Source organism: Streptomyces sp. NPDC004284 (assembly GCF_042874035.1).
Classification (GTDB): Bacteria; Actinomycetota; Actinomycetes; order Streptomycetales; family Streptomycetaceae; genus Streptomyces.
The window spans coordinates 316,914-333,841 of sequence record NZ_JBIAMJ010000006.1 but is presented as its reverse complement, the minus strand read 5'-3'; the positions used below and the strand labels follow the sequence as shown (position 1 = coordinate 333,841).

The following is a 16,928-nucleotide window of genomic DNA, read 5'->3' as shown; positions in this document are numbered from 1 at the left end:
CGTTGTCCGGTTCTCGCTACCAGGTCGCCCGGACCTGGCGGATGATCCGCCGCTTCAGCCGCACTCTGCGGCTGCCGTCCCGGTGCAGGCTCAGCCGGTCCAACTCCCAGTGTCCGTACTCGGCATGGTCGGTCAGGAGCCGCGTGGTCTCCTTGCGGGAGACGCCGCGCGGCACGTACACGTCGACAAATTCGTATTCCGCCATCGCATCTATTGTGCGGGCACGGGCCCGGTACGGATAGCGTCTGTTCCATGTCTGATGCTGCGCAGCCCACCGCTGCCGAGGTACGTGCCGCCGCCGAGGCGGTCAAGACCGCACTGGACCGTCACCTCGCGGCGGTCGAACGCCGCACGGGGGACGACGACACGGCCGTCTACGAAGCCTTCAACGCCCTCGCCACGGCGGCCGAGGCGTACGACGAACTCCTCTACGACCGCTACGACGAGGTCACCCCCTTCGAGATCCCCGGAGCCGACGGCAACCTGCCGCCGTACGCCGGACCTGACGAACCTCACGCCCTCAGCCTCCTGATCCGACGCGACTACGCCGTGGCGGAACCGCAACGCCTGCTCGCCCAGGCCCGCCGCGTCGCCGAGCTCGACGGGGAGGCGGGCAAGGAGGTGGCGGCCAAGGCCGGCACCTCGCCGCTCGCCGCCCTCGGCGTGCTCTTCGGCGAGTACGAACCCGACGAGATCGCCTCCCGGCACAAGGAGTTCGGACTGGAGGAGGGCGACTCCACGCTCTGGGTCACCGCAGCCGAGGACCTCCCGGAACCGGGGGAGTGGCTGGGCTCGCCCTTCGAACACATCGACCCCGAGCGGATCGTCTGCCGCTTCGACGTCAGCTCCGTCTTCGACGAGGAGGACGAGGACGCGCCGCCCCTGGACGCGGCGGCCCGCGGCGCGGACGCCTGACGGGACCCAGGAGGGCCGGGACACCGCGCACGGTGCCCCGGCCCTCCCTCGTCCTCACGGCCGCCCGGGCCCGTGGCACCCGGCACGGCACCTCGCCACATCACCCGGACCCTGTGGGCCTGGGGAGGCCCCGTGGCACCGGGCCGGGCTCTGTGGGCCCGGGGAGGCCCCGTGGCACCGGGCCGGGCTCTGTGGGCCCGGGGAGGCCCCGTGGCACCGGGCCGGGCTCTGTGGGCCCGGGGAGCCCCCGCGGCACCGGGCCGGGCTCTGTGGGCCCGGGGAGGCCCCGTGGCACCGGGCGCCGTGGGCCTTGTCCGGCCCCCGGGCCTGCCGGACGGGCCCCAAGGCCCGGGCCGGACAGGCCTACGCCTCCTCGGCGGCCAGCAGGCCCTCCAGGAGCGCCCGCAGGCGCGTCGTGCGCTCCGGGGCCACCCCCTCGGCCACGGCGCGGGCCAGCGCCTGGTCCACGCCGTGCACGACCGACAGATGCCGCTCCGCGCGGCCGAAGGCCGTGTACACCCATGCCCGGCTCAGGCCTCCCGCGGCGTCCCCGGGCAGCACCACGACCACCGCGGGCCAGCGCATCCCGGCGGCCTGGTGCGCGGTGAGCGCCCAGCCGTGCCGCAGGGCCGACTCCACCCGCTCCCTCGGTACGAGGAGCTCGTCGTCCCCGCAGCGCAGCCGCAGGCCCTCGGCGTCGGCCGAGAGGACCGTGCCCGTCACCGTGCGCCCCGGCACGGGCGCGTACGCGACCCGGTCGCCGGGGTCGTAGCCGCCGAACCGGCCCGGCCCGGGGTTGAGCCGCTGCTTGAGGGCGGCGTTCAGCGCGCGCGTACCGGCCGAGCCGCCGTGGCCGACCGTGACGACCTGCGTCTGCTCGGACGGCACCCCGATCGCCCGGGGCACCGAGTCCGCCACCAGCTGGACCGTACGGTGCACGGCCTCGCCCGCGTCCCGCACCGGGACGATCACGACCTCCTTGCCGGGGGCCTCGACCTGGTTCAGCTCGCCGACGCCGATGCCCGACACCAGCTCGCCGAGCGGTCCCGGGTCCGGGACGCGCGAGGCGACCCTCGGGCACACCCGGGCCGCGAGCACGTCCGCGAAGACCCGCCCGGCGCCCGGCGCGCCGAGCACCTCCGGGTCACCGCTCAGCACCAGACGGCACCCGTCCGGGAGCGACTCCACGAGCATCGCGCCGGTCTCCACGTCCAGCTGCGGCGCGTCGAGGACCACGAGCAGGTCCAGGGCGAAGGCGCCGTCCTCGTCCCGGCCGGGACCGGCCGCTCCGGACAGCAGGGCGGCGACCGTCACCGCGTCCGCCCCGGCGGCGCGGCGCCCGCCCTCCGCGTGGACGGCCACCAGGGTGCGCAGCCCGCGCTCCCGGGCCGCCGCGGCGAGCGCCACCGGCTCGGCGCGGGAGGCCTCGCCGCCCGTGTGCAGCACGAGGCCGTGCGCCCCGGCGGCGCGCTCCAGCTCGCCGCCCTCCCAGGCGTCGGCCTTCGCCGTCCTGACCAGCCGGGCGAGCCCCTCCGCGAGGCTCTCCTCCGCGAGCGCGTACCGGTCGAGCCCGAGCAGCACGGGCGCGGCGGGCGCGGGCGTCTCCTCGACGTCCTCGTCGCCGTCGGTCTCCTCCGCCGCTTCCTCCTCCTGGAAGACGAGGACCGCGCCCTCGGAGACCGCCGTCTCGACCGCCTGCTCCGGGTCGGGCACCGCGTGCCCCGCGAGTCCGGCGCGCACGGCCTGGATCTCCAGGGCCGTGTGCCCCTGGAGGGCGGCCCGCTCCAGGAGCCACACGGTCAGGGCGACCGTGCGGCGCGGGTCGCCGGGGCCGCACGCGGGGCCCAGCAGCGCCCGCGCGAAACCGTCGGCCTGCTCCGGCCGGACCCCGGACACCGCGAGCAGCTGCCAGGGGTCCTCGCGCAGCACCGCGGCCGCGCCCTCGCCGAGCGCGGCGGCGACCTGGCCGGCCAGCGCCTCCGGGGCGCCGCCCGCGGCCAGGACCTCGCGGACGGCGGCCGTGGTGCCGGGTGCCGGAGCAGCCGGCCGCTCCGGCGCGGGGGGCCGTACGGCCGTCGCCGGGGCCGCCTCGGCGACGGGACGGCGGGGCTCGGGCTCGGGCGCCGCCTCGTAGAACGCGCTGCCCGAGGCGCCGCCGCCCTCCACGGCCCGGACGGCCGCGAGGAGGTCGGCCGCGGTGCCGCTCAGCTTGGCGCCGCTCGCCACGGGACCGCTCTTCTCGGCCTTCCGCGCCTCGATCTTCGCCCGCAGCTCCCGCTGCGCCGCGAGCTCGGCCTGCGCGTCGCTCAACCCGGGCGCGCCGCCACCGTCGGCGGCCTCGGCCTTCTCGTCGGCGCCGGGCTCTTCGCCGCCCTCGGGCTCTTCGTCGGCACCCGCCGTCCCGACCGGACCCGGCCCGGCGGCCTTGTCCGTACCCGCCTCTTCGCCGGAGCCGGGCTCCTCGGCCGCCCCCGGGCTCTCGGCGGTGCCCGGCGCCCCGCCCGCACCTGCCTCTTCGCCGGAGTCCGGTTCCCCGGCTCCGTCGGGCTCCTCGGCCTCGTCCGGCCCCGTCGCGGGCTCCTCGGAGGGCCCGGACTCCTCGGCCGTGGCGGGGGCCGGGGCCTCGGGGGCTTCGTCCGGCGGGGTTCCGGCGGGCTCCGTGGCCTCGGGCGCGGTCTCCCCGGAAGGCTCGGTCACAAGGTGCTCCAGTCGTGATCCGGATAGCGGTGCACGGGCGCCGACACATCGTCCAGCGCCCGACAGATCTCGTCAGGAAGACTAAGCGTCTCCACTGACAACGCGGCCGTGAGCTGCCGCGCCGTGCGCGCGCCGACGATCGGGGCGGTCACCCCGGGCCGGTCGCGGACCCAGGCGAGGGCCACGTGGAGGGGGGTCGTCGCGAGCCCGTCGGCGGCCGTCGCGACCGCGTCGACGATCCGGCCGGCGGCCTCGTCCAGGTAGGGCTCGACGAAGGGCGCCATCGTCTCCGAGGCGCCGCGCGAGTCCGTCGGCGTGCCGCCGCGGTACTTGCCCGTCAGGACCCCGCGGCCGAGCGGGGAGGAGGGCAGCAGGCCTATGCCGAGGTCCATCGCGGCGGGCAGCACCTCCCGCTCGATGCCCCGCTGGAGCAGCGAGTACTCCAGCTGGGCCCCCGCGAGCCGGGTCCGGTCGCCGCCGAGCTGCCAGGTGCCCGCCTTGGCGAGCTGCCAGCCGCAGAAGTTCGACACGCCCGCGTACCGCGCCCGGCCGCTGCGTACCGCGATGTCGAGGGCCTGGAGCGACTCCTCCAGGGGCGTGTACGGGTCGAAGGCGTGCAGCTGCCACAGGTCCACGTGATCCGTGCCGAGCCGGGCGAGGGAGGCGTCGAGCGCGGCGAGCAGATGCCCCCGCGAGCCGTCCGTGCGCCGGTCGGGGTCCGGGACGCTGCCCGCCTTCGTCGACAGGACGAGGTCCTGCCGGGGCACCAGGCGCTCCATCAGGCGACCGAGCAGATACTCCGCCTCGCCCCCTCCGTACACGTCGGCGGTGTCCACGAGCGTTCCGCCCGCGTCCCAGAACGCCTTCAACTGCTCGGCGGCGTCGTGCTCGTCGGTGTCCCGGCCCCAGGTGAGGGTGCCGAGTCCGATGCGCGACACACGCAGGCCGGTACGTCCGAGATGCCTCTGCTCCATGGGCGCGAGAGTACTGGCCAGGGCACCACGCGGAGAGAGCCTGTGGACAACCGTGTCCTGACGGATGGCCCACGCGCGCGCTAGAGTCCGGCCAAAGTTACGTTACCGATGGGTAAGGGGTGCGTGGAATGCGGCTCGGCATCAACCTCGGCTACTGGGGCGCCGGCATGGACGGCGACAACCTCGCCGTCGCCCAGGAGGCGGACCGCCTCGGCTACGACGTCTGCTGGGCCGCCGAGGCCTACGGCTCCGACGCGCCCACCGTCCTCGCCTGGGTCGCGGCGCAGACCGAGCGGATCGACGTCGGCTCCGCGATCATGCAGATCCCGGCCCGTCAGCCGGCCATGACCGCGATGACGGCCGCCACCCTCGACTCGCTCACCGGCGGCCGCTTCCGCCTCGGCCTCGGCGTCTCGGGACCGCAGGTCTCCGAGGGCTGGTACGGCGTGAAGTTCGACAAGCCGCTCGCCCGGACCCGCGAGTACGTGGAGATCGTCCGCAAGGCCATGACCCGCGAGCGGCTCAGCTACGACGGCGAGCACTGGACCCTGCCGCTGCCCGGCGGCCCGGGCAAGCCCCTCAAGCTCACCGTCCACCCGGAGCGCGAGCACATCCCGCTCTACATCGCCGCGATCGGCCCGAAGAACCTGGAGCAGACCGGCGAGATCGCCGACGGCGCCCTGCTGATCTTCCCCTCCGCCGACCACCTGGAGGAGACCGCGCTGCGGCACCTGCGGGCGGGCCGCGAGAAGGCCGGCCTGACCATGGACGGCTTCGACGTCTGCCCCACCCTGCCGCTCGCCCTCGGCGACGACGTGAACGCGCTCGCCGACGTCTTCCGCCCGTACACCGCGCTGTACGTCGGCGGCATGGGCAGCCGCAAGCAGAACTTCTACAACCAGCTCGCCCAGCGCATGGGGTACGAGAAGGAGGCCGCCGAGATCCAGGACAAGTACCTGGCCGGCGACAAGACCGGCGCCGCGGCCGCCGTGCCCCACTCCCTGATCGACCAGACCACGCTGCTCGGCTCCGTCGAGCGGATCGCCGAGCGGATGACGGCCTACGCGGAGGCCGGGGTCACCACCCTCACCCTCGCCCCGGCCGGCTTCACCCTGGACGAGCGCCTCGCGGCCCTGCGGGCGGGCGTCGAGGCGATGGAGCACGCGGGCCTCGCGTAACCGCAAGGCCCGGCGCCGGACCCGACGGACGGAGTCCGGCGCGGGCGGTCGAAGCCCGTGAGGCCCCCGAGGGGCCGATCGGTGCGAGAGCGCCGCGAAGAAGGGGCCTGCGGCCGTGGTGGGGGCTCGGGGGTCTTCCCCGCCACGGCCGTCATGCAGCACAACGCTCGACGAGGCCCTCGGTTACGCCCTCGGGGCTCACTCTTTCGGCCGAGTCGCCACGCCCTCCTGTTGCCCGCCGTCCGATACCGGACTTGACTCGTTCTCCCCGGACGAACCGGAGTACGGACGTCCGCACGGAGGTGGCGGCGATGCTCACGGCCAAGAGCCTGTTCCAGGAAATCATCGACAACGACGAGTCCTTCCGGCTCTTCTGCTCCATCGCCGCGAGCGGCGAGTCCCAGGGCGGCTGGGAGAACGCCCGGATCGCGGCCCTCGTCGCACCCGGGATGCGGGACCTCGCGCCCAAGATCACCCGGCACGGCGCCGACGAGGACAAGCACGGCCGGATCTTCAACGCGTTGATGAAGAAGCGCGGCCTCGGACCCGTCCCCGTGCCCCCCGACACCGACTACACGATGCTGCTGGAGCAGCGCGGCATCGGCCTCGCGCACGAGAAGCTCCGCGCCGACCGGCCGCTCACCGAGGAGGACGTGGTCGTCTACCTCGCGCACAGCAGGGTCACCGAGGAGCGCGCGGCCGACCAGATGCAGCTGCTCGTGAAGTACTTCGGCGACCACCCGGAGCTCGGCAAGGCCATCCGGATGATCTGCGCCGACGAGGACAACCACCTCGCCTACTGCCACGAGGAACTGCTCCGGCTCGCCCGCCAGGGCCACGGCCGGCTCATCCAGCGGACCCTGCGCGAGTCCGCCCTCGCCGAGATCCAGGTCTACCGGGACGTCAGCCTCGCCGTGATGCGCCACATGGGCCGCATCCTGGACTGGCCCGGGCCCAAGGCGGCCGTCCTCGCGGCCGGGATCCACGGCGTGTACGCGTACGAGCGCGCGGCCGGCTGGCACAGGATGGTCGACCTGCGGATGCCCGAGCGGCTGAACGCCCTGGGCGGCCCCGCGACCCCCGCCCCCGCCTTCTGAGCGGGGCCGAGCGGGGCCGTCGGGGGGCCTTACATCCAGCCGCGCCGCTTGAACACCCGGTACAGCGCGGCGACGATGCCCGCCATCACCACGAGCACCACCGGGTACGAGCCCACCCAGCGCAGCTCCGGCATGTGGTCGAAGTTCATCCCGTAGATCCCCGCGACCATCGTGGGGACCGCGGCCATGGCCGCCCACGCCGAGATCTTCCGCATGTCGTCGTTCTGCCGGACCCCCATCTGCGCGAGATGGGCCGACAACACGTCGGACAGGAGCCGGTCGAGGCCCTCCACCTGCTCGTTGGAGCGCAGGAGGTGGTCGTTGACGTCGCGGAAGAAGGGTTGCGCGCGCTCGTGCACGAAGGGCACCGAACCGGTCGTCAGCCGGGCGATCGGCCCGGCCAGCGGACCGCTGGCCCGCCGGAACTCCAGGACCTGCCGCTTCGCCGTGTAGATCCGCTCCGCGGTGTTGGCCGGATTGCCCCCGCTGGGCGCGAAGACGTCCGCCTCCAGCTCCTCCAGGTCGACCTGGAGCTCGGCCGCCACGTCGAGGTAGTGGTCCACGATCGCGTCGCTCACCGCGTACAGCACCGCCGTCGGCCCGTGCTTCAGGACCTCCGGATCGGCCTCCAGGCGCCGGCGCACCTCCGCGAGCGGCGCGCCCTCGCCGTGCCGGACCGTGACGACGAACGAGTCGCCCATGAACACCATCAGCTCGCCCGAGGACACCCGGTCGCTCTCCGGCTCGTACACGATCGGCTTGAGCACCGCGAAGAGCGAGTCCTCGTAGACCTCCAGCTTGGGCCGCTGATGGGCCTTCAAGGCGTCCTCGACGGCCAGCGGGTGCAGCGCGAACTCCGAGGCGACGTGGTCGAACTCCGCCTCCGTGGGCTCGTGCAGCCCCACCCACAGGAACGCGTCCCCGGTCGCCCGCGCCTCCTCCAGGGCGTCGGAGAGGTCGGCGGGTCCGTCCGTACGGCGCCCGTCCCGGTAGATGGCTGAGTCCACGATCACGCGGCGCATTCTGCCCCGAACACCTCCGCCACGCACGCGCGTGCGGCCGCCCTCGACCACCTGCGCCCCCACCCCGGCACCCCCTAGGCTGGCCCGCATGGCCACGCTGATCCTCGTCCGGCACGGACGCTCCACCGCCAACACCTCCGGGGTCCTCGCCGGGCGCACGCCCGGGGTCGCGCTCGACGAGCGCGGGGCCGCGCAGGCCGCCGCCCTCCCCGGGCGCCTCGCGGACGTCCCGCTCGCCGCGGCCGTCACCAGCCCCCTCCAGCGCTGCCGGGAGACCCTGCGGCCGCTCCTGGACGCCCGCCCCGGCCTCCCGCTCCACGTCGAGGACCGGATCAGCGAGTGCGACTACGGCGACTGGTCCGGCCGCAAGCTGGCGGAGCTGGGCGACGAACCGCTGATGGAGGTCGTCCAGGCCCACGCCTCCGCCGCCGCCTTCCCCGGCGGCGAGTCCATGCGCGCCATGCAGGACCGTGCCGTCGAGGCCGTACGGGACTGGAACGCCCGCATCGACGCCGAGCACGGCGAGGACGCCACGTACCTCATGTGCTCCCACGGGGACATCGTGAAGGCGATCGTCGCCGACGCCCTCGGGATGCACCTCGACCTCTTCCAGCGCATCCACGTCGACCCCTGCTCGGTCACCGCGATCCGCTACACGCGCCTGCGTCCCTTCCTCCTCCGCCTCGGCGACACCGGGGACTTCGCCGGTTTCGCCCCCCGGGAGCACCCCGACAGCAGCGGGACGGCGGAGGTCGGTGGCGGTGCTGGCGCACCGTGATCCCGTGGCGCAGTAGGGTGGACGCGCCGCTGTAGTACGACTGTCGAGACTCAAGGGAGCCGGGAACGTGTCCCGTCAGGTGTTCCTCTACGACCCACCGGAGCGTTTCGTGGCCGGCACGGTCGGGCTGCCTGGCCGCCGTACGTTCTTCCTCCAGGCGTCCGCCGGCGGCCGGGTCACCAGCGTCGCCCTGGAGAAGGCCCAGGTCGCGGCCCTCGCCGAGCGCATGGACGAACTCCTCGACGAGGTCGTCCGCCGCACCGGGGGCAACGCGCCCGTACCGGCCGTCGCCCCCGCCGAGATCGCGGACACCGCCCCCCTCGACGTGCCCGTCGAGGAGGAGTTCAGGGTCGGCACCATGGCCCTCGCCTGGGACGGCGAGGAGCAGCGCATGATCGTCGAGGCGCAGGCGCTCGTCGAACTCGACGCGGACTCCGAGGAGGACCTCGCCGAGGCCGAGGAGCGGCTGCTCCAGGACGAGGAGAACGGCCCGCCGATGCTCCGGGTCCGCCTCAGCGGGGCCCAGGCGCGGGCGTTCGCCAAGCGGGCCCTGGACGTCGTCAACGCCGGCCGGCCGCCGTGCCCGCTGTGCAGCCTGCCGCTCGATCCCGAGGGGCACGTCTGCCCGCGCCAGAACGGATACCGCCGCGGAGCATGAGCAGCAGCCCTTCGACCCCGCCGGACGTCGAACTGCTCGCCCTCGGTGAGCTGACCGTGCGCGGCCGGGTCCGCGAGGCGTCCAACGCCGTGCTCTACTGCTCCGTCGCCCACGAGGGCCGGGAAGCGGCCTGCGTCTACAAGCCGGTCGCGGGGGAGCAGCCCCTGTGGGACTTCCCCGACGGCACCCTCGCCCAGCGCGAGGTCGCCGCGTACGAGATCTCCGAGGCCACCGGCTGGGGCCTGGTCCCGCCGACCGTGCTCCGCGACGGGCCGTACGGGGAGGGCATGGTCCAGCTGTGGATCGAGGCCGACCCCGAGGCGCGGCTCCTCGCGCTCACCGAGGACGAGGAGGCGGGCGAGGGCTGGAAGGCCGTGGGGCCCGCGCAGATCGACGCGGACCGCACCGCGCTCCTCGTCCACGCGGACACCCCCGAGCTGCGCCGGCTCGCCGTCCTGGACGCCGTCATCAACAACGGCGACCGCAAGGGCGGGCATCTGCTGCCGGCCCCCGGCGGGCGTCTGTACGGCATCGACCACGGGGTGACCTTCCACGTCGACGACAAGCTGCGCACCCTGCTGTGGGGCTGGGCGGGCGAGGAGCTGCCCGCCGAGGCGGCCGGTGTGCTCGAAGGGCTCGGCCGGTCCCTGGCCCCGGGAGAGCCGCTCGCCACCCGACTGGCGGAACTCCTGACCGGCGCCGAGGTCGCGGCCGTACGCGCCCGCGTGGAGGCCCTGCGGGCCACCGGGCGGCACCCGGAGCCCTCGGGGCAGTGGCCCGCGATCCCCTGGCCGCCGGTCTGAGACACCGGTCCCCGGGCGGCCGAATGTTTTCGGCCACATCCTCGGGCGGGTGCGGACCCCTGGGGGGTATGCACGCACGTCTCTGACCCGCAAGAGCGCCTAATCGGTCAAGATCCCGGATCCGGTTCGTATCCGGAACACCTGTCCGGTTACGCTCGGGGCATGCATGCCTGGCCCGCTTCTGAGGTCCCCGCCCTTCCCGGCAAGGGCCGCGACCTCCGGATCCACGACACCGCGACCGGCGGACGAGTGACCCTCGCCCCCGGCCCCGTCGCCCGTATCTACGTCTGCGGCATCACGCCGTACGACGCGACCCACATGGGTCACGCGGCGACCTACAACGCGTTCGACCTCGTTCAGCGCGTGTGGCTCGACACCAAGCGGCAGGTGCACTACGTCCAGAACGTGACGGACGTGGACGACCCGCTCCTGGAGCGCGCGATCCGCGACGGCATCGACTGGGTCGGCCTCGCCGAGCGCGAGACCGCCCTCTTCCGCGAGGACATGACCGCCCTGCGGATGCTGCCCCCGCAGCACTACATCGGCGCGGTCGAGGCCATACCGGGCATCATCCCGCTCGTCGAGCGCCTCCGGGACTCCGGCGCCGCCTACGAGCTCGAGGGCGACATCTACTTCTCCGTCGAGGCCGACCCGCACTTCGGCCAGGTCTCGAACTACGACACCGAGCTGATGCGCCACCTCTCCGCCGAGCGCGGCGGCGACCCGGACCGCCCGGGCAAGAAGAACCCGCTCGACCCGATGCTCTGGATGGCCGCCCGCGAGGGCGAGCCGAGCTGGGACGGCGGCAGCCTCGGCCCCGGCCGCCCCGGCTGGCACATCGAGTGCGTCGCCATCGCCCTCGACCACCTGGGCATGGGCTTCGACGTGCAGGGCGGCGGCTCCGACCTGATCTTCCCGCACCACGAGATGGGCGCCTCCCACGCCCAGACCCTCACGGGCGAGTTCCCCATGGCCAAGGCGTACGTCCACGCCGGCATGGTCGCCCTGCACGGCGAGAAGATGTCGAAGTCCAAGGGCAACCTGGTCTTCGTCTCCCAGCTCCGCCGCGACGGCGTCGACCCGGCCGCCATCCGGCTCGCGCTCCTCTCGCACCGCTACCGCGACGACTGGGAGTGGACCGACCAGGTCCTGGAGACGGCCGTGGAGCGGCTCGGCCGCTGGCGCGCCGCCGTCTCGCGCCCCGACGGCCCGTCCGCCGACGCGCTCGTCGAGGAGCTCCGCGAGGCGCTCTCCGACGACCTCGACACGCCCACCGCGCTCGCCGCGGTCGACCGCTGGGCCGCGCTCCAGACGGCCGAGGGCGGCACGGACGAGTCCGCCCCCGGTCTCGTCTCGCGCGCCGTCGACGCCCTGCTCGGTGTGGCCCTGTAACGAGCAGGACCGCGCAACTCCCTTTCAGGCAACCGCCCTTGGACTTCTCGCCGAAGTCCGAGGGCGGTTCCGTTTTGTCCTGGCGGACTTGCTCGTTCCTGCGCTAAACAACCTCCATGCAATCATCATCACGCATGAAAGTTGCACTCGCCGGAGCCGTCCTCGGGCTCTTCGCCGCCTTCGCGGGACCCGGCTCCACCGCGTCGGCCACACCCACCGACACCACCGTCGGCGACATCACGGGCTTCGCCGCCGACGGGGCCGTCTACCGGCTGACCGCCGGCCACACGGAGGCCCGAGTCTCCTTCGTCACCGCCGACACCTTCCGCATCGAACTCGCCCCCGACGGCAAGTTCGCCGACCCCACCGGCACCGACATCACGCTGCCCCAGGGCCCGCCCCCGGCCACCAACTGGCGCGACCTCGGCGACCGCTACGAACTCGCCACCGCCAAGGTGACCCTGCGCGCCACCAAGTCACCGCTGCGCTTCTCGGCCGTACGTGCCGACGGCACCCCGCTCTGGACCGAGACCCAGGGCCTCACCTGGAACCAGGACCGCACCGTCCAGACCCTCGCCCGCGGCGCCGACGAGCAGTTCTACGGCGCCGGCATGCAGAACGGCCGCGGCAACACCTCCCACCGCGGCAAGACCGTCGAGGTCGGCGTCGACTACAACTGGAACGACGGCGGCCACCCCAACTCCGTCCCCTTCTACCTCTCCTCCGCCGGCTACGGCGTCTACCGCAACACCTACGCCCCCAACACCTACGCCTTCACCGACCCCGTCACCACCAGCGCGAAGGAGCAGCGCTTCGACGCCTACTACTTCGCCGGCGACGGGAAGGACGCCCTCAAGGACGTCATCGGCCAGTACACCCGGCTCACCGGCAAGCCCTTCCTGCCGCCCGTGTACGGCCTGGAGATCGGCGACTCCGACTGCTACCTCCACAACGCCAACCGGGGCGAGCGCCACACCCTCGACGCCCTGAAGATCGCCGACGGCTACGTCGCGAACGACATGCCCAACGGCTGGATGCTCGTCAACGACGGCTACGGCTGCGGCTACGAGAACCTCGCCGAGACCTCCGCCGGCCTCGCGGACCGCGACATGAAGCTCGGCCTGTGGACCGAGGACGGCATCGACAAGCTCGCCGACCAGGTCAAGGCCGGCCAGCGGGTCGCCAAGCTCGACGTCGCCTGGGTCGGCTCCGGCTACAAGTTCGCCCTCGACGGCTGCAAGGACGCCCACGCCGGCATCGAGGCCAACAGCGACGCCCGCGGCTTCACCTGGGCCCCCGAGAGCTGGTCCGGCGCCCAGCGCTGCGGCGTCCAGTGGTCCGGCGACCAGTCCGGCTCCTGGGAGTACATCCGCTGGCAGATCCCCACCTACGCGGGCGCGTCCATGTCCGGACTCGCCTACACCACCGGTGACGTCGACGGCATCTTCGGCGGCAGCGCCAAGACGTACACCCGCGACCTCCAGTGGAAGATGTTCCTGCCCGTCACCATGACCATGGACGGCTGGGCCGCCAACGACAAGCAGCCCTTCCGCTACGGCGAGCCCTACACCGGCATCAACCGCGCCTCGCTCAAGCTGCACGAGGCCCTGCTCCCGTACATCTACAGCCACGCCCACCAGGCCACCAAGACGGGTGTCGGCCTCGCCCGGCCGCTCGCCCTGGAGTACCCGGACGACCCGAAGGCCGCGACCGACGCCGCCAAGTACGAGTTCCTCAGCGGCGAGGACTTCCTCGTCGCCCCCGTCTACCAGGACGCCGTGGAACGCGACGGCATCTATCTGCCCGAGGGCACCTGGATCGACTACTGGAACGGCCGCACCTACCAGGGCCCCGTCACCGTCGACGACTACAGCGCCCCGCTCGACACCCTGCCCCTCTTCGTACGGGCCGGGGCGGCCGTCCCCATGTGGCCCGGTTCCATCCGCTCGTACCAGGACCGCGCCCCCGGCGACCCGATCGCCTGGGACGTCTACCCGCAGGGCGACTCCTCCTTCGAGCTGTACGAGGACGACGGCGTCACCCGCGAGCACCGCACCGGGCGGTACGCCACCCAGCGCGCCGAGGTCGGCGCCCCGAAGTCCGGCCCGGGCGCCGTCACCATCCGCATCGGCGCCAGCACCGGCGCGTACACCGGCAAGCCGGCCGCACGGCCGTACGCCTTCACCGTCCACACCGGCGACGCCCCCGACGCGGTGAAGCTCGACGGGCGCCCGCTGCCCGCCCTCACCTCCCGCGCCGCCCTCGACGCGGCCACCCAGGGCTGGTGGTACGACCGCGACGACCGCGGGGGAGTGGTCCGGATCAAGACCGCCGACCGGTCCACCGACCGCGGCTTCGAACTGCGCCTGACCGAAACCAGCGCCGTCGGCGGGGCCGTCCCCGGCGCCTCCGCCGTCCTCGCCGCCCCCACCGGGCAGGAGCTCGGCGCCGGCACCCCCGGCACCGTCGCCGTCGACGTCACCGCGGGCACCCGGGACGCCACCGACGTACGGGTCTCCCTCGACGCCCCCGCCGGCTGGCAGGTCACCCCGGCCGCCCCGATCGCCCGCGTCCCGGCCGGCACCACCCGCCGGGTCGAGGTCGCCGTCACCCCGGCGGCGGACGCGAAGCCCGGCGAGGCCACCCTCACGGCGACCGTCCGCCACCGCGCCGCCGGCACCGAGCGCACCGCCGTCCAGCGCTTCGTGATCGGGGTGATGCCCCCGGCGCCGACCGCCGACGCCTGGGCGAGCGACCTCGTCTGGCTGCGCGCCACCAACGGCTGGGGACCGCCCGAGCGCGACCGCTCCAACGGCGAGTCCGGCGCCGCCGACGGCCACACCCTCACCCTGGCCGGAAAGACCTACGAGAAGGGCATCGGCGCCCACGCCGACTCCGACATCGAGGTCTACCTCGGCGGCCGCTGCACCACCCTCACCGCCGACGTCGGCATCGACGACGAGATCAACGGCTACGGGGACGTGGCCTTCTCCGTCGAGGCCGACGGCCGGGTCCTGTGGACCTCGCCCCGGCTGACCGGCGCCTCCGCGACCCTGCCCGTGAACGTCGACGTGACCGGAGCCCGGCACGTCCGGCTGAAGATCACGGACACCAACGGGTCGAAGAGCGGCGACCACGGCGACTGGGCGGCGGCCCGGTTCAGCTGCGCCTGATGCGCGCCGGCAGGGCGGGATCCAGCCAACTGCCCTGCCGGAGGCTCCTGTTGTGATGGGGTGGGAGTGCCATCGACCAGTTGTACGAAAGGGCACTCAGTGCAGCATCACCTCGCACGCAGAGGATTCCTGGGAGCCGCCGTCGCACTCGGCGCGGCGGCTCTCACCACCCCCCTCACCACAGGCACGGCGCACGCGGCCGGACCCGGCGGGCGGTGGCCCGCCGGGTTCCCCCTCCCGAGGGGCTTCCAGCCGGAGGGCATCGCGATCGGACGCAGCCCGTACGCCTACTTCGGCTCGCTCGCCGACGGCGCCGTGTACAGAGCCTCCCTGGCCACCGGTGAGGGCCGGATCATCCACCAGGGGCCCGGCGCCGGACACAGCACCGTCGGGCTCAAGATCGACCGGTCCGAGCGGCGGCTCTTCCTCGCCGGCGGCTGGAGCCGCGACATCCGCGTCATCGACCCCCGCTCCGGCGCCCCGCTCCGCGAATTATCCGGGCTGGGCGCGGAGAACACCGTGGTCAACGACGTGATCCTCACCCCGGACGCGGCCTGGTTCACGGACTCCTACCAGCCGCAGCTCTTCCGGCTGGCCCTCGACCGCACGGGCGAGCCCGCGGACGGCATCACCGTCCTCCCGCTCGGCGGCGACTGGACGCAGGGCCCCGACTTCACCGCCAACGGCATCGAGCGCACCCCCGACGGGAGGGCGCTGCTCGTGGTCAACACCTTCCAGGACGGCGGCTCGCTCCTGCGGGTCGACCCGCGCACCGGCCTCGCCCGCAAGGTCGACCTCGGCGACCTGAAGATCCCGCACGGGGACGGGCTGCTGCTCCTCGGCCGCGATCTGTACGTCGTCCAGCAGGTGATCAACCAGATCGACGTGGTCCGGCTCGACGCGACCGGCACGCGCGGCACCGCGATCGCCCGGATCACCGACCCGGACCGGTTCCGCGTCCCGGCCACGGCGGCGGTGTGGGGCGACCGGATCTACCTGCCCAACGCGCGCTTCGGCCTGGACCCGGATCCCACGACGGCGGACTACGACGTGGTGTCCGCGCCCAGGGTCTGAACGCGGTACGGGAGGGGCGGCCGCGCCACCCCTCCCGTACGGCTACTCCCGCGTCTCCCCGGTGTCCCCGTCGTCGTCCTCCGGGGCGTCGGACGGCGGCTCCGTCCCCGGAACCGACTCCGGGCCCGGCTGCTCCGGCTTCGGCGGGCGGGTCCGGCCGCTCCCCGCGTCCCGCAGGAAATCGCCGCCCTCGGTCGCCACCCCCGGACCGGAGCCCGGCCCCGCGCCCGGCTCGCGCCGCCGCAGATACCGCTCGAACTCGCGGGCGATCGCCTCGCCCGAGGCCTCCGGCAGCTCCGCCGTGTCCCGCGCCTCCTCCAGGGTCTGCACGTACTCGGCGACCTCGCTGTCCTCGGCGGCCAGCTGGTCCACGCCCAGCTGCCAGGCCCGCGCGTCCTCCGGCAGTTCGCCCAGCGGGATGCGCAGCCCGATCAGGTCCTCCAGGCGGTTGAGGAGGGCCAGGGTCGCCTTCGGGTTCGGCGGCTGCGACACGTAGTGCGGCACCGCGGCCCACAGGCTCACCGCCGGCACGCCCGCGTGCGTGCACGCCTCCTGGAGGATGCCCACGATGCCCGTCGGGCCCTCGTACCGGGTCTCCTCCAGGTCCATCGTCCGTGCCAGGTCCGGATCGGAGGTCACTCCGCTGACCGGGACCGGCCGGGTGTGCGGGGTGTCCCCGAGCAGGGCGCCCAGGATCACCACCATCTCCACGCCCAGCTCGTGCGCGAAGCCGAGCAGCTCGTTGCAGAACGAGCGCCAGCGCATCGAGGGCTCGATCCCGCGCACGAGCACCAGGTCGCGGGGCTTCTCGCCGCCGACCCTGACCACCGAGAGCCGGGTCGTCGGCCAGGTGATCTTTCTGACCCCGTTGTCCAGGAAGACCGTGGGGCGGTTGACCTGGAAGTCGTAGTAGTCCTCGGCGTCGAGCGCCGCGAACACCTCGCCCTTCCATTCCCGGTCGAGATGGGCGACCGCGGTGGAGGCGGCGTCGCCGGCGTCGTTCCAGCCCTCGAACGCGGCCACCATGACCGGGTCGATCAGCTCGGGTACCCCCTCGAGCTCGATCACCCAGCGCCTCCTTATCCGAAGTTCCTGTCGTACGGCCCCACCTTACGGCTTTCCGGTGGTCCGCCCGCAGTCCCCGGACATCCCCGGAAACCCGTGCGG

14 protein-coding genes are annotated in these 16,928 nt (G+C 73.8%); 9 read left to right on the top strand and 5 right to left on the bottom strand.

Annotated features, from left to right (window positions below):
- Positions 1 to 16: 16 nt before the first annotated feature.
- Positions 17 to 205 carry a DUF5703 family protein gene (locus tag ACFYUS_RS18520; RefSeq protein ID WP_388852577.1) on the bottom strand — a complete coding sequence of 63 codons (189 nt, stop codon included), beginning with the start codon at positions 203 to 205 and terminating at the stop codon, positions 17 to 19.
- 47 nt (positions 206 to 252) lie between these two features.
- Between ACFYUS_RS18520 and ACFYUS_RS18515 the strand changes: the two genes are divergently transcribed.
- Positions 253 to 915: a hypothetical protein gene (locus ACFYUS_RS18515; protein ID WP_388852575.1), complete on the top strand. Its 663-nt coding sequence runs from the start codon at positions 253 to 255 to the stop codon at positions 913 to 915.
- A gap of 363 nt (positions 916 to 1,278) precedes the next feature.
- On the opposite strand, the gene ACFYUS_RS18510 is transcribed toward ACFYUS_RS18515, so the two are convergent.
- Together ACFYUS_RS18510 and ACFYUS_RS18505 are read right to left on the bottom strand one after the other, a co-directional pair.
- Positions 1,279 to 3,612 carry a helix-hairpin-helix domain-containing protein gene (locus ACFYUS_RS18510; protein WP_388852573.1) on the bottom strand — a complete coding sequence of 778 codons (2,334 nt, stop codon included), beginning with the start codon at positions 3,610 to 3,612 and terminating at the stop codon, positions 1,279 to 1,281.
- Positions 3,609 to 4,586 (bottom strand): aldo/keto reductase, encoded by a 978-nt coding sequence (locus tag ACFYUS_RS18505; RefSeq protein ID WP_388852570.1) that lies wholly within the window; start codon positions 4,584 to 4,586, stop codon positions 3,609 to 3,611. The genes ACFYUS_RS18510 and ACFYUS_RS18505 overlap by 4 nt, the downstream gene beginning before the upstream one ends.
- 128 nt (positions 4,587 to 4,714) lie before the next feature.
- Here ACFYUS_RS18505 and ACFYUS_RS18500 point away from each other — a divergent pair, with 128 nt between their 5' ends.
- Positions 4,715 to 5,764: an LLM class F420-dependent oxidoreductase gene (locus ACFYUS_RS18500; RefSeq protein WP_388852567.1), complete on the top strand. Its 1,050-nt coding sequence runs from the start codon at positions 4,715 to 4,717 to the stop codon at positions 5,762 to 5,764.
- A 311-nt stretch (positions 5,765 to 6,075) separates the two neighbouring features.
- On the top strand, positions 6,076 to 6,861 hold the full coding sequence (locus ACFYUS_RS18495; protein ID WP_388852564.1) for a ferritin-like domain-containing protein: 786 nt from the start codon (positions 6,076 to 6,078) through the stop codon (positions 6,859 to 6,861).
- A gap of 29 nt (positions 6,862 to 6,890) precedes the next feature.
- Here ACFYUS_RS18495 and ACFYUS_RS18490 read toward each other — a convergent pair whose 3' ends face one another.
- Positions 6,891 to 7,883: a magnesium and cobalt transport protein CorA gene (locus tag ACFYUS_RS18490; protein ID WP_388852561.1), complete on the bottom strand. Its 993-nt coding sequence runs from the start codon at positions 7,881 to 7,883 to the stop codon at positions 6,891 to 6,893.
- Between the two features lie 88 nt (positions 7,884 to 7,971).
- Here ACFYUS_RS18490 and ACFYUS_RS18485 point away from each other — a divergent pair, with 88 nt between their 5' ends.
- From ACFYUS_RS18485 to ACFYUS_RS18460, 6 genes are all read left to right on the top strand, one after another.
- Positions 7,972 to 8,661, top strand: a complete 690-nt coding sequence (locus ACFYUS_RS18485; protein WP_388852558.1) for a histidine phosphatase family protein — start codon at positions 7,972 to 7,974, stop codon at positions 8,659 to 8,661.
- Positions 8,662 to 8,728: 67 nt separating this feature from the next.
- Positions 8,729 to 9,319, top strand: coding sequence for a DUF3090 domain-containing protein (locus ACFYUS_RS18480; protein ID WP_388852555.1), 591 nt, complete (start codon positions 8,729 to 8,731; stop codon positions 9,317 to 9,319).
- Positions 9,316 to 10,122: an SCO1664 family protein gene (locus tag ACFYUS_RS18475; RefSeq protein ID WP_388852552.1), complete on the top strand. Its 807-nt coding sequence runs from the start codon at positions 9,316 to 9,318 to the stop codon at positions 10,120 to 10,122. The genes ACFYUS_RS18480 and ACFYUS_RS18475 overlap by 4 nt, the downstream gene beginning before the upstream one ends.
- Positions 10,123 to 10,284: 162 nt before the next feature.
- Positions 10,285 to 11,514, top strand: a complete 1,230-nt coding sequence (gene mshC / locus ACFYUS_RS18470; RefSeq protein WP_388852549.1) for a cysteine--1-D-myo-inosityl 2-amino-2-deoxy-alpha-D-glucopyranoside ligase — start codon at positions 10,285 to 10,287, stop codon at positions 11,512 to 11,514.
- A 116-nt stretch (positions 11,515 to 11,630) separates the two neighbouring features.
- Complete coding sequence (locus ACFYUS_RS18465) at positions 11,631 to 14,687, top strand: NPCBM/NEW2 domain-containing protein (protein WP_388852546.1); 3,057 nt, start codon at positions 11,631 to 11,633, stop codon at positions 14,685 to 14,687.
- A gap of 99 nt (positions 14,688 to 14,786) precedes the next feature.
- Positions 14,787 to 15,761 carry a superoxide dismutase gene (locus tag ACFYUS_RS18460; RefSeq protein WP_388852543.1) on the top strand — a complete coding sequence of 325 codons (975 nt, stop codon included), beginning with the start codon at positions 14,787 to 14,789 and terminating at the stop codon, positions 15,759 to 15,761.
- 42 nt (positions 15,762 to 15,803) lie between these two features.
- On the opposite strand, the gene ACFYUS_RS18455 is transcribed toward ACFYUS_RS18460, so the two are convergent.
- Complete coding sequence (locus tag ACFYUS_RS18455) at positions 15,804 to 16,829, bottom strand: PAC2 family protein (RefSeq protein WP_388852540.1); 1,026 nt, start codon at positions 16,827 to 16,829, stop codon at positions 15,804 to 15,806.
- Between the last annotated feature and the right edge of the window lie 99 nt (positions 16,830 to 16,928).